The sequence below is a fragment of the Pseudomonas spartinae genome, assembly GCF_965197125.1.
Lineage (GTDB): Bacteria > Pseudomonadota > Gammaproteobacteria > Pseudomonadales > Pseudomonadaceae > Aquipseudomonas > Aquipseudomonas composti_A.
In genome coordinates this window covers 178538-191269 of record NZ_CBDAMB010000001.1, presented here as the reverse complement: position 1 = coordinate 191269, position 12732 = coordinate 178538, and the positions used below count along the sequence as shown (strand labels likewise).

Below are 12732 nucleotides of genomic sequence, written 5' to 3'. Positions count from 1 at the left end.
CCTCGTCAGTTGGTCATCAGCTCGGGCTCGATCGGGTCGATGAGCACGGGCAGGCGCTGGCGCACCATGAGGTCAAGGATTTCGTCCTGCTTCTCGCCGAGGATGCCGGCGAGCTGGATGCCGGCGCTCTTGCGCGGCGCGAGCATCTTCACGCGGTACAGCTCGACCGACAGCGGCGAGTCGATGCTGATCGGGCTGGAGCCGTTTCCGGCCAGGGTGCCGCCGACGATGATCATCGAGATCTTGGCGTCGAACGGGTCGAGCTTGAGGTCGCGGTCGGTGTCGGACAGATCCTTGATGTGGCCGTACACGCCGGTGAGCTGGTTCATCGCCGAGAGGTTGTCGTAGAGGCGGATGTTCTCGCTGTTGCGGATGCGGATGCCGTGGCGCTGGTTGCGCATTACCTGGTTGCCCCACAGCAGGTTGTCGCCGCTCTCGTACAGGGTGATGCCGTCGGAGTGGTTGCCGTGCACGCGGTTGTAGGCGATCAGGTTGCGTTCGCTGTTACGGTCGATGACCACGCCGGAGAGCTTGTTGTCGTAGCTCTCGTTGTTGATGATCCAGCTGTCGTTGACCTCGCGCGAGATGATGATGCCGTGCTTCTTCTTGGTGCCGTACACGGTGTTCTCGGCGATGATCAGGCCGTGCGAGCGGTCGTGCGGGTCGATGCCGTAGACGATGTTGTCGCGGTAGGTGTTGCCCTTGATCACCACGTTCTGCGCTTCGTAGCAGTAGAAGCCGTACCAGTGGTCGACGAACTCGGAGTCGATCAGCCAGCCGGTCGGCTCCGGGCGCTGCAGGCGCTCGTGCATGTTCGGCGTGTACTGGGTGATCGACACGCCATAGGACTTGGAGTTGTCGTAGCCCAGGCTGGTCAGCACGCTACCGGCGATGTACAGCTCGCTGCCGCCCCAGGACACCAGGAACGGGCGGAATTCCTTGCCGTTGTCACGCATGGTCGCCGGTCCGTTGTCGGCCTCGCGCCAGGCGGTGACGCGGGTGTCGGTGAGGAACATCAGGCCATCGTTGACCAGGAACGAACCGCGCTCCTGCGACAGGCGCAGCTCACGGGTTTCCTTGCCTACGTGCAGCGTCGCGCCTTCGGCCACGACGATGGGCAGGCGGGCGATGTATACGCCTGGCTGCTGCTCGGCGAACTGGCTGTCGGGCAGGGCCTTGGCCAGGTCCTGAGGGGTGACCAGGCCACCTTCGATGAAGATCGCCTGGGGCATGCCCTGCTGGCGCTTGATCCATTCACGCAGGCGCTCGTTGCCGCCGGTGAAGTCTTTCAGCGCGTCCTGGCGCAGCATGCGCCGTACCACCACCTGGCCTTTCTCGCCTTGTGGAATCTTCGCCAGCACGGCCTCCTTGGTGTAGCCGGACAGGTCCGGTAGCTTCGGGGCTTCCATGTGCAGCTCGCCGGCCGGCGCGCTGCGCACGCGGTAGTCGAACTGGTGCTGTATCGGGTTGGCCTGGGCCAGCGGCGCCGTGAGGCACAGCGCGCCGAGCAGCAGGGGTAGGGCTAAGCCGTTGGGTTGCATGATCCGATCCCTCAGAAGCGCCAGATGAAGTCGACGAAGGCGCGGTGCATCACCGAGTCGGTGCCGCTGCCGTAGGCGTCGCCCGGCAGGAACACGCCGGCGCGCAGGCGTACCAGGGCCGAACGCTCGTCCAGTTGTTCGGCGACGGCCGCCGGCAGCAGGCCCTGCTTGAAGTAGCGGGTCAGCACCAGGTCGACTTCCTGACCGATGTCTTTTTCGCCAGCTACCAGCGGTGCGGTGATGCCGCTGTCGCCGACATCCTGGTCGCCATCGACGCGCCAGAAGCGGTGGTAGACCAGGCTGGCGTCGTAGTCCTCGTTCAGCTCCCAGGAGCTGAAGGCGCTGGCCACCTGCAGGTTGGAAAGTTCGCCGCGGAAGGCCTCGCCGTAACGGTGCAGGCGCGACTGGACGCCGGTGAAGTTGGCGCGGTTGCTTTCCAGACCGGTCTGCATGAACTGGTGCGATTCGCTTTCATCGCCACCGCCGCTACCACGGGAGTAGGCGGCACCGACCTTCCAGTGCTCGTCGAGTTCGTAGCGCAGGCCCAGATCCACGGCCCAGGCGTCGACGTCCTGGCTGCGCGAGCCGGTGGCCAGACGCTCGTCGCCCACCACCTGCTGTTGCAGTTGGTCGGTGTCGCCCTTGAGCCAGGTGAACTGCGCCCAGTAGGCGAGGCGGTTGCGCGAGTCGCGCTCGAAGAAGCCGCCATCGGCATGCAGACCGAACCAGGTCAGGTCACCGGTGTAGCGTTTGCTCAGCTCGTCGATGCGCTCGCCGGGGTTGGCCAGGTGGCCGTCGTCGCGGCTGTGGTGCAGGTTGGCGCCGATGCGGTGGCCGGGCGTCCACTGGTAGTCGAGGCCGGCGAAGTAGTGACGGCGATCCTCGTCCTCGGGGGCCAGGTCATCGAGGTCGGTGCGGTAGTCGGAGAAGCGCTCGGCGACCCCGGCAGTGGCTTGCAGCAAGGTGGTATCGAACTGCCATTGCACGGCTTCGATATTGCTGTCCCACCAGGCGCCGTCGGTGCTGCGCAGGCGCTGGCGACCCACACGCAGGTGCTCGCCCGGGTAGGCGGTGAGGCCGGCGTAGTCGACCCAGAACTCGCGCATGGCCAGGTAGCTCTTGTCCGGCTGGCGCGCATCGCTGCGCTGCGTGCTGTCTTCGCCGTCGTCCTGCAGCGGGTCGGTTTCGATGGTGTCGGTGGCGGTGACCGCCTGGCCCATGGCGAAGGCGCTCCAGTCACCGCGCTGGCCATAGACCCAGGGGCGCAGATCGAGGCCGATGCCGTTTACGTCGCCACCGTCACGGGTGCCGAGGTCGCGGTCGTCTTCCGATTGCGCGGTGATCTTCACATCCAGGCCGAAGTTCTTCGGCGCATCCGCCGCCCAGGCCGCGCTGGCTGCCAGCAGGCTGGCGCTCAGGCCCAGCTGGCTGACGATCTTGTTCAACTGCATGCGTGAATCCTTGTTCATGGCTGGCTCGCCTGCAGGGCGGCCTGCTGCTGCAGGACGATGCCGCGTGCATCGCGCTCTTCGCGCAGCAGGCGTTGGCCTTCGGCCAGTTGTGCCGGGGTCAGGTTCGCGGTCACCGCGTGGGCCAGCTCGATGGTCGGCGGCGTGTTGCGCGGCAGGGCCAGTTGGCTGAATACGTAGGCGTTGACCGGGTTGGGCTTGACCCCACGGCCCTGGCTGAACATCTGCGCCAGGGCGAAGTCGGCGCTGAGCTGACCGGCGCGCGCGGCACTGAGCAGGTGATCGAGAGCTTTTTGCGCGTAGACCTCGCCGAGGTAGCCGCGCAGGTAGATCTGCCCCAGGTAGTAATTGGCGCTGGGCTCACTCGGCGCCGCCTTGCGCAGGTGCTCTTCGGCTTTCTTCGGCTGCTGCGGCAGCAGCTTGCCTTCGTAGTACAGGCGTCCGAGCAGCAGTTCGGCGCGTGGCAGGGCAGCGTCGCGGCCCTTGTCCAGGTAACCGAGCAGGGTGTCGGTATCGCCCTGTCCCGGATAGTCGTAGAGCAGGCGCGCGAGGCTGACCCAGGCGGCCGGGTAGTTCGGCGCGATGGCTTCGAGCAGGTCCTGCGCCAGCTGCGGTTGCGGCTGGCCCAGCTCAGGATCGCTGAGGACCTGGGCCACGGACTCGACCTGATTGGGCGAAACGTTACCGACGCGATAACCCGCCAGCAGTTGCTCGATCAGTACCTGGCGGTCGTCTTCGCGGTTCTGCTTCTGGTACACCGTGGCCAGTTCGGCGTAGCAGGCGTCGTTGCTGGCCAGGCGAGCCTGGCAGATGCGCTCGATCTCACCCAGGTGCTGGTCGTAGGTGCCATCGGTGCGATACAGAAGAATCTGCGCCAGTTCTGCCTGCGGCAGACCCTGCTGGCGCCAGTCTTGGATACGTTGCGCGAGGTTCATGGCGGGAAAGTCCTGTGGGTAGAACAGGTAGAGTTCGGTCAGCGGCAGCAGCGCGCTCGGCTCGCGAGCCTGCGCTGCACTCTCCAGCAGTTCGGCGGCTTCCTTGCGCTCGGCCAGGGTGCTGCCGGGCTTGCGCGCCAGCAGCTTGCCCAGGCGCGCCTTGGCACGCGGCGAGCCGTCCAGGGCCTGGCGGTAGATGCGCTCGGCCTCATCCAGATCCTGGGTCTGGCCGCCTGCTGCGTAGATGTCGGCCAGGCCGATCTGCGCACCGCTGTAACCCATCTCGGCAAGCTGGCGAAAATGCCACTCGGCCGTCTGCTGGTCGCCACTTTGCAGGGCTTCGCGGGCCAGGCGCTCATCCGGCAGGCCGGCGCAACCGGCCAGCGTGGCGCTGACGGCAAGGCCGAGCAGGGCAGGGCGAAGTAGGGGCATGCTCACGGCGTGATCTCCTTATCGACCTGCCGCGACGGCGCGATCGACCAGCCAGTCCAGCGACGGGCCACGGTCGATGACCACGTCCACCGGTTGCCCGGCGAGGCTGGCCGGCAGGGTTTCCTCGGGCTGGATCACCACGCGGATGTCCGAGCTCAGGCCACCGTCATGCAGCGCGCTGCTGACGATCTCACCACGCCGCGACTGGTCTTCGCCCGCCACCTTGAAGGTCACCGGGGTGCCAGGGCGTGCCTGTTCCAGGTGGCGGTAGGGGAAGCTGGCGCTGACGGTGGCGATGCCGTCCTGCGGCACCAGTTCGAAGATCACGTCGCCCTTGCTGGCGAACTGGCCGTCGGCCACCAGCTGGCGGGAGATCTTGCAGTTGCACGGGCTGGTCAGGGTGCCTTGCATCTCGCGGGCGAACAGCGCTTCGATCTGGCTCGGTTCGAGCTGGTCGTCGCCCAGATGGCCCTTGAGCATTTCCAGCATGCTGGTGGTGAAGGTGGCAATCGGCGCGCCTTTCTCGACGATGCCGTCGGGCTGCGCCAGGCTCTGCACGCTGCCTTCACGCGGCATGGTCACCTGCAGCGCCGGCAGGCTGATCTGCGCCGACTGCGCGTGGGTGACGAAGTACAGGCCGTAGATCGACTTGCCGATGTAACCGAAGGCGGCCAGGCCGATGAGGAAGATGGCGCCGCTGAAGGTCACCGCGCGCAGGCGGCCGAACATACCCATGCCGCCACCGCCGCCGTTCTTGCGCGCCTTGGTGAAGTTGTCGCGCTGCAGGATGTGCAGCACTTCGCCGACGTTGACCAGCTCGCCAGCCAGGTGGCTGCTGATCAGGTGGCGCAGGGCCGCGGTCTCGCGGGCGCCGACGCCATGGAACTGGCAGCCGACGCGGTTGTGCTCGGGCTGCACCGAGTTGACCTGAAATTCCACGTCCAGGCCCAGCACCATGCTGTCGAGCTGGAACTGCAGCTGGCCGCGATGGAAGTCGCCGACCTTGTGCGTGGTCTTTTCGTTGGTGAAGCTGAAGCCGCCGGCAGAGACATCCTGCAGGCGCGCATCGATGCGCTCGCCCTTGGCATTGGTGAAGCGCAGACGCCCCGGCAGTTTGACGCGGGCGTGCTGGCGCTGGGCCTCGGACTCATGGACGACGTTGTGATTGGCGACGGAGTTCATGGTGGCTATTTCCTATTCGAGTACGGTCAAACCAGCGCCAGCAGCGCGGCGATGAAGACACAGGAGGCAGAGAAGGTCATGGCACGCGATGACCAGCTGTTGAACCAATTGGCGAAGCTGGACAGGCCGCGATTGAGCTTGGTGTTCTGGCGCGTCCAGGACTGCTGGTCGAGGCGGAAGAACACGTAGATCTTCACCAGCGCACCGACGATCTGGTTGTAATAGAGCAGCGCCGGGTAGGCCGGGCCGATACGGTGCCCGGAGAGCATCAGCAGCAGGGTCAGGATCAGCCGCGTGCAACCGATCCACAGCAGGTAGATCAGCAGGTACATCAGGCTGTACTTGATGCTGGCGATGATCGCCACGCACAGGCCGAGGATGCAGGTCCACATCGACACACGCTGGTCGAACAGCACCAGGCTGGTGAAGGCGCCGAGGCGACCCATGCCCAGGCGCAGGGCGCGCGAGTTCTGCCGCAGGTTGTTGCCGTACCAGCGGAACATCAGCTTGCGGCTGGCCTTGATGAAGCTCTTCTCCGGCGGGTGCTCGACCGTGTTGATCGCTGCATCCGGCACGTAGAAGGTGTCGAAGCCCAGGCGCATCAGGCTGTACCAGCTGGACTTATCGTCACCGGTGAGGAACTGGAAGCGGCCGAGGCGCCAGTGCTCCAGGTGATCGCTTTCCACGTCGGTGATGAACTCGGGGTTGGTCACCACGCTGGCGCGGAACACCGACATGCGCCCGGTCATGGTCAGCACGCGCTTGGAGAGCGCCATCGAGCACATGTTGAGGTGGCGCTGAGCGAAGCGCAGCTTGTGCCACTCGCTCATGATGTAGCTGCCACGTACCTCGCAGAACTCGTTGGTGGTCAGGCCGCCGACGTTGGGGAAGAGCTTGAACCAGGGCACGCACTTGCGTACTACCTCAGGCTCGAGCACGGTGTCGCCGTCGATCACCGCCACCACCGCATCACGGTCCGGCATCTGCCGGGAGATGGCGCGGAAACCGTGGGCCAGACCGTCACGCTTGCCGGTGCCGGGAATGCGCACGATGTCCAGGCTGACATGCGCCGGCGGCTCGGCCTGGGCCCAGAGGTTCTTGATCAGCAACTCGTCGGACAGCTCGACGATCGAGCACACCACGGTAGTCGGGTAGCCGCAGTCGATCGCTTCGCGGATCACCGAGCGGTAGACCATTGCTGTGGTCAGCGCCTCGATACGGAAGCTGGTGACCATCAGAAAGACATGAGAGGGGTCGGCGTCCTTGCCGAGTTTTTTAACCTTGCGGCGATACCAGGGATAGACCAGGTAAAGGAACAGGCAGCCGCGCACGAAGTGCATGGCCCCCATGGAGTAGCGCCAGATGCCGACGATACCGATGAGCAGGAGGAAGTCCCGCGACTCGGGGTCGAACACTGTGCGTGGCAGGGCCAGTGCCAGAAGCATCAGCAGGCTGAGATAGAGCATCCAGCCGCTGGCTTGGTTGAGGCCGTTCTTGAGCTTATCCATATGCGCCTCCGGGTACCTGCACGCGCGGGGCGTGCAGGTACGCTCGGGTCCTTACCAGCAGATGCCTTCGGTCACGCCATTGCTGGCGTGAGGCATGAAACCGACCAGGTCGATCACCCGTTTGCCGCTCGGCGCCTGCTCGGCCAGCTTGGCGAAGCGCTCGTCGCTGTTGCCCAGGACGATGATGTCGGCCTTGGCCACCACGTCGTCCAGGTCGCTGTTGAGCAGCGAGGAAACGTGCGGGATCTTCGACTCGATATAGTCCTTGTTGGCGCCGTGAACACGGGCGTACTCGACGTTGCGGTCGTAGATGCTCAGGTCGAAACCCTTGCCGATGAGCATTTCCGCCAGTTCCACCTGCGGGCTTTCACGCAGGTCATCGGTGCCGGCCTTGAAGCTCAGGCCGAGCAGGGCGACCTTGCGCGAGTGATGGCTGGCGATGATGTCGAAGGCCTTCTGCACCTGGGCGGCGTTGCTGCGCATCAGCGAGCCGATCAGCGGTGCTTCCACGTCCAGGCTGCCGGCGCGGTAGTTCAGGGCGCGCACGTCCTTGGGCAGGCAGGAGCCGCCGAAGGCGAAGCCGGGCTTCATGTAGTACTTGGAGAGGTTGAGCTTGTGATCCTGGCAGACCACATCCATCACTTCGCGGCCATCGACGCCGACGGCCTTGGCGATGTTGCCGATCTCGTTGGCGAAGGTGACCTTGGCCGCGTGCCAGACGTTGCAGGTGTACTTGATCATCTCGGCGACTTCGATGTCCTTGCGGATGATCGGGGCGTCGAGCTCTTCGTAGATGCTGGCCAGCAGGTCGCCGGAGGCGGTGTCCAGCTCACCGATGACGGTCATCGGCGGGAAGTCGTAGTCCTTGATCGCGGTGCTTTCACGGAGGAACTCGGGGTTCACCGCCAGGCCGAAATCGACGCCGGCCTTCTTGCCCGAGCAGTCTTCGAGAATCGGCAGTACCACGTTCTTGGCAGTGCCCGGCAGCACGGTGCTGCGTACCACCACGGTGTGGCGCTCGCTCTTGTCGCGCATGGCCATGCCGATTTCACGGCAAACGCCTTCGATGTAGTTCAGTTCCAGGTCGCCGTTCTTCTTGCTCGGCGTGCCGACGCAGATAAACGATACATCGCTTTCCAGAACCGCAGCGGCGACGTCGGTGGTGCCACGCAGGCGACCCTGACGCAGACCCTGTTGCAGCAGTTCTTCCAGGCCCGGTTCGACGATGGGCGATTTGCCGTTATTGATCAGGTCGATCTTGTTCGCGGAGATATCCACGCCAATCACATCGTGACCACGTGCCGACAAACAGCCGGCACAGACGGCACCTACATAACCCAAACCGAAGATACTGATTCGCATGGTATTCACCTCGTCCGTTCGATGCAGTTTCAAATACTGGCCATTTGGCCAAAACTAATCCGTGAACTTGCTTTTTTAAGATGAGCAAGTTCATTCAGGCATAAGTAGGTTAGGGCGCCGGAAGTGGCACCAAATGCGGGCCTTTATATAAACAGGTGGCCCTTTGATATGTTTGCTTTGGCCTTGCTTGAGGCCTCTATCTCGGTACTCTGGCGGGTTGCTAAATCTCCCTGTGAAACACGCTAACTTTCGTCGGGGCGAAGCTGTCCGGCGAAAGTTAATTCGCTATTTGGCAGTTTCAGTGGTTGAGAAAGTTATGTATTGAAATGTGTTACGGGCTGTATGAGTGGCGGCCCTTTCGGATAGTTCCTACCGTTCGTCCTGTAGCTGAACCGGAGCTGAACGGCTAAATTGATTGCAATATAATGGCAAGTTGCAAAATGCATGATGGCAATATGTGCATTAATGCGCTTGCAACTATCCGATAACTAAGTAGCGCAATAAGTTCGCAAGGAAATGAAGTTGCGCTGAAACTGTGATGCCAAACAGGTTTTGAGAAGCAAACGCAGCGGCGAGGGAATTTTTGTCAGGCGCAGCGCTCAGGGCGCAACGAAGCGGCAGGGCCGGTAAGGAGGGGATCGGCAAGCGCAGTGGCCGAACCCATGCAGCAGCCGATGAGCGGTGCATGGGCTCGGCGGGATGAGGGGTCAGTCTTGCGCCTGGTCGCGCAGGAAAACCAGGCTGTCGGCCTTGGAGTGCTCGGCCGAGTAGCGGTAGCCCTGGTAGTTGAAGTCCTTCAGGCCTTCGGGGTTGCTCAGGCGCTCCTTGATCACGTAGCGCGCCATCAGGCCACGGGCCTTCTTGGCGTAGAAGCTGATGATCTTGTACTGGCCGTTCTTCAGGTCCTTGAACTCGGTGTCGATGATGCGTGCGTTCAAGGCCTTGCGCTTGACCGCGCCGAAGTACTCGTTGGAGGCCAGGTTGAGCAGCACGTCATCGCCCTGTGCGGCCAGTGCTTCGTTCAGCCAGCCGCTGATGCGCTCGCCCCAGAATGCGTAGAGATCCTTGCCGCGGCCGTTGGCCAGTTTGGTGCCCATCTCCAGGCGATAGGCCTGCATCAGATCGAGCGGGCGCAGTACGCCATACAGGCCGGAGAGCATGCGCAGGTGGGCCTGGGCGAAATCGAAGTCGTCTTCGGAGAAATCCTCGGCATTGAGGCCGGTGTACACGTCGCCCTTGAACGCCAGCAGCGCCTGCTTGGCATTGGATGGGTTGAACGGGCGCTCCCAGCTGCCGAAGCGCGCGGCATTGAGGCCGGCGAGCTTGTCCGACAGGCCCATCAGCTTGGCGATCTGTGCCGGGCTGAAGTCGCGCAGTTGGGCGATCAGTTCCTGGGCATGGTCGAGGTGTTCGGGTTGGGTGAAGCGCGGGGTGGCGGGTGGCGTCTCGTAGTCGAGAGTCTTGGCCGGTGAAATCACCATCAGCATGTGCGGAGTCTCCAGAAAGCGTGACGGCGATTCTAGAGGTCAGGGATCGGCAAGACCACCTATCGGGGCGATTGAGCGCAGCCACTGCACCTGATTGGCGCGCGGTGCTGCAAGTAGGGGCGGGGGGAGGGGCGAATTGCAGCAGGTAGGACTTCCGACTGTAACGGGGTGCTGGCAGCACGCCAAGCACTATCTGTCGCCTTCGCAAATAAACCTGTTTGTCGGAAAAAAAACGTTTTTCTGTCATGTGAATTGGAGTAATAAAAAAGCAAGACCGCCGAAACCTGCAGACAGGTGGCGGCCATTGGCCCTCACCTTGCTTGCCACCTTTCGGCCCCGACCTGAAAAAGTCGGCGGTCTCTGTCCGGCGCAGCACCGCTCAGGTATTGCGTCGCCTGGCTACTACAAGAAGGTGACCGAGTATGGATGACCACGGACGCTCCAAGCCCACCGCTCCAACCCTCTACGCCCTCGACACCAATGTTCTGATCCACGATCCCAACGCCTTGCTCAACTTCGAAGAACACCACGTCGCCATCCCGATGACGGTGTTGGAGGAACTCGACAAACTGAAGTCTGGCAAGCACGGCGTCGCCGCCGAGTGTCGTCAGGCCATCCGCCTGATCGATCAGATTCTCGCAGGTGCCGAACCCGAGGACGTCGAGTACGGGGTACCCATCCAGCGCGGCAAGAGCGGCCCTTGCGGTCGTCTTTCCATTCTCATGAGCAAAAGCGCGGCGCCGGTGACCTGGCTGCCGGAGAACCTCAACGACAACAAGATCATCAACCAGCTGGTAGAGCTGAAAACCCGCAACCCTGGGCTGTCCGTGGTGTTGGTGACCAAGGACATCAACATGCGCCTGAAGGCGCGCGCTTGTGGTATCGACGCCGAGGACTACCACACCGACCAACTGGTCGATGACGTCTCGCTGCTGTCGAAGGGGTATCACGACATGCCCGGCTCGTTCTGGGATCGCGTGAGCAAGGTCGACACCCGTCAGGACCATGGCCGCACCTGGCACCGCGTGCAACTGACCGACAACCTGCCGGCCGTTCACGTCAACGAGTTCATCCTCGACGAGCAAGGCTTCGTTGGCTGGATCAAGGCGATCAAGGGCGACGAGCTGGTGATCCTCGACATGCACCAGGAGCCGCTGCTGCATCAGGAAGCCTGGGGCCTGAAACCGCGCGACATCCATCAGGCGCTGGCGCTGTTCGCGCTGCTCGACCCGGACATCCATCTGGTCAACCTGTCAGGCGCCGCCGGTTCCGGCAAGACCATCCTGGCGCTGGCCGCGGCCATCGAGCAGACCATGGTCAGCAAGCGCTACCGGCGCATCATCGCCACCCGCAGCGTGCAGGGGCTGGATCAGGAAATCGGTTTCCTGCCCGGCACCGAGGCGGAGAAGATGGAGCCCTGGCTCGGCGCGATTACCGACAACCTCGAAGCGCTGCATATGGAGGACGAGAGCACCCACGGCAGCGTCGACTACATCCTGCAGAAGGTGCCGCTGCAGTTCAAATCACTCAACTACATCCGCGGGCGCAGCTTCCAGCAGAGCCTGATCCTCATCGACGAATGCCAGAACCTCACCCCGCACCAGATGAAAACCATCATCACCCGTGCCGGCAACGGCTCGAAGGTGGTGTGCCTGGGCAACCTGGCGCAGATCGACACTCCCTACCTGTCGGCGCCCAGCTCGGGCCTGACCTACCTGACCGAACGCTTCAAGGACTTCCCGCACGGCGTGCACATCACCCTGCAAGGCGTGCCGCGCTCGATCCTCGCGGAGTACGCGGAAACCCATATGTAACCCAACCCTCAGGCGTATAAGCACTCGCGCCCCTGCTCGCAAGAGCAGGGGCGTTTCTGCATCTATATCCGGGTCAATTGTCGTACACCCTGTAGGCGCGGATTTATCCGCGATTATCCCGGCTGAAGCCGCTCCTACAGAAACAAGGTGGGTGTCGGCATGCGCCGCGGTATCTTTTTATGCCTGCCATACCCTGACTCGCGGGTTTACAATCAGCCGATTCCCGCCAGGAGCTTTCCCGTGCTGACCCACCTCGATTCCCAAGGCCGCGCGCACATGGTCGACGTCACCGACAAGGCGACCACCTTCCGCGAAGCCACTGCCGAAGCACGCGTGCGCATGCTGCCGGCCACCCTGCAGATGATCGTTGCCGGCGAGCACCCCAAGGGCGACGTGTTCGCCGTGGCGCGTATCGCCGGCATCCAGGCCGCGAAGAAAACCAGCGATCTGATCCCGCTGTGCCATCCGCTGATGCTCACCGGAGTCAAGGTCGAGCTGCGCGCGGAAGGCGACGATGCCGTGCATATCACCGCGCGCTGCAAACTGTCCGGGCAAACCGGTGTCGAGATGGAGGCACTGACGGCCGCCAGCGTCGCCGCGCTGACCATCTATGACATGTGCAAGGCCGTGGATCGCGGCATGGTCATCGAGCAGGTGCGCTTGCTGGAGAAACTCGGCGGCAAGAGCGGTCATTACAAGCTGGAGGAGCAAGCATGATCCGCGTGCAGTATTTCGCCCGTTACCGTGAAACCCTGGGCCGTGACGACGAACAACTCAGCGGCGACTTCGCCACCCTCGACGACCTGCGCCTGCATCTGGTCGCCCGTGGTGGCGAATGGGAGGTGCTGGGCGAGCAGAACCTGATGTGCGCGCGCAACCAGGAGCTGTGCAGCCTCGACGAGCCGCTGGAAGAAGGCGATGAAGTAGCCTTTTTCCCCACCGTGACCGGTGGTTGATGATGCTGTCAGCCGCTGCTCCGCGTTCGTTGTCGCGGCTCAAGCC

10 protein-coding genes are annotated in these 12732 nt (G+C 63.3%); 3 read left to right on the top strand and 7 right to left on the bottom strand.

All coding sequences use genetic code 11. The annotated features are described in order from the left end of the window. Positions 1–5 precede the first annotated feature (5 nt). The 7 genes from algG to yaaA form a co-directional block, all read right to left on the bottom strand. Positions 6–1541, bottom strand: a complete 1536-nt coding sequence (algG, locus tag ACN8M7_RS00930; RefSeq protein ID WP_490259474.1) for a mannuronan 5-epimerase AlgG — start codon at positions 1539–1541, stop codon at positions 6–8. A gap of 11 nt (positions 1542–1552) precedes the next feature. Next, complete coding sequence (locus ACN8M7_RS00925) at positions 1553–2992, bottom strand: alginate export family protein (RefSeq protein WP_061240710.1); 1440 nt, start codon at positions 2990–2992, stop codon at positions 1553–1555. 14 nt (positions 2993–3006) lie between these two features. Beyond that, positions 3007–4383 (bottom strand): alginate biosynthesis TPR repeat lipoprotein AlgK, encoded by a 1377-nt coding sequence (gene algK, locus ACN8M7_RS00920; RefSeq protein WP_490259473.1) that lies wholly within the window; start codon positions 4381–4383, stop codon positions 3007–3009. 12 nt (positions 4384–4395) lie between these two features. Continuing rightward, positions 4396–5559, bottom strand: a complete 1164-nt coding sequence (locus tag ACN8M7_RS00915; protein WP_490259472.1) for a PilZ domain-containing protein — start codon at positions 5557–5559, stop codon at positions 4396–4398. Positions 5560–5585: 26 nt separating this feature from the next. Beyond that, positions 5586–7067 (bottom strand): mannuronan synthase, encoded by a 1482-nt coding sequence (gene alg8, locus ACN8M7_RS00910; protein WP_490259471.1) that lies wholly within the window; start codon positions 7065–7067, stop codon positions 5586–5588. A 51-nt stretch (positions 7068–7118) separates the two neighbouring features. Then, a complete protein-coding gene (gene algD / locus ACN8M7_RS00905) occupies positions 7119–8429 on the bottom strand; it encodes a GDP-mannose 6-dehydrogenase (RefSeq protein ID WP_061240682.1) in 1311 nt (436 codons plus the stop codon). A 707-nt stretch (positions 8430–9136) separates the two neighbouring features. Then, complete coding sequence (gene yaaA / locus ACN8M7_RS00900; protein ID WP_490259470.1) at positions 9137–9916, bottom strand: peroxide stress protein YaaA; 780 nt, start codon at positions 9914–9916, stop codon at positions 9137–9139. A gap of 422 nt (positions 9917–10338) precedes the next feature. On the opposite strand from yaaA, the gene ACN8M7_RS00895 reads away from it, so the two are divergent. From ACN8M7_RS00895 to ACN8M7_RS00885, 3 genes are all read left to right on the top strand, one after another. Further along, a complete protein-coding gene (locus tag ACN8M7_RS00895; RefSeq protein WP_061240684.1) occupies positions 10339–11730 on the top strand; it encodes a PhoH family protein in 1392 nt (463 codons plus the stop codon). 240 nt (positions 11731–11970) lie between these two features. Beyond that, positions 11971–12447, top strand: a complete 477-nt coding sequence (gene moaC, locus ACN8M7_RS00890; RefSeq protein WP_119694652.1) for a cyclic pyranopterin monophosphate synthase MoaC — start codon at positions 11971–11973, stop codon at positions 12445–12447. Then, positions 12444–12686, top strand: a complete 243-nt coding sequence (locus ACN8M7_RS00885) for a MoaD/ThiS family protein (protein WP_061240686.1) — start codon at positions 12444–12446, stop codon at positions 12684–12686. The genes moaC and ACN8M7_RS00885 overlap by 4 nt, the downstream gene beginning before the upstream one ends. Positions 12687–12732 lie beyond the last annotated feature (46 nt).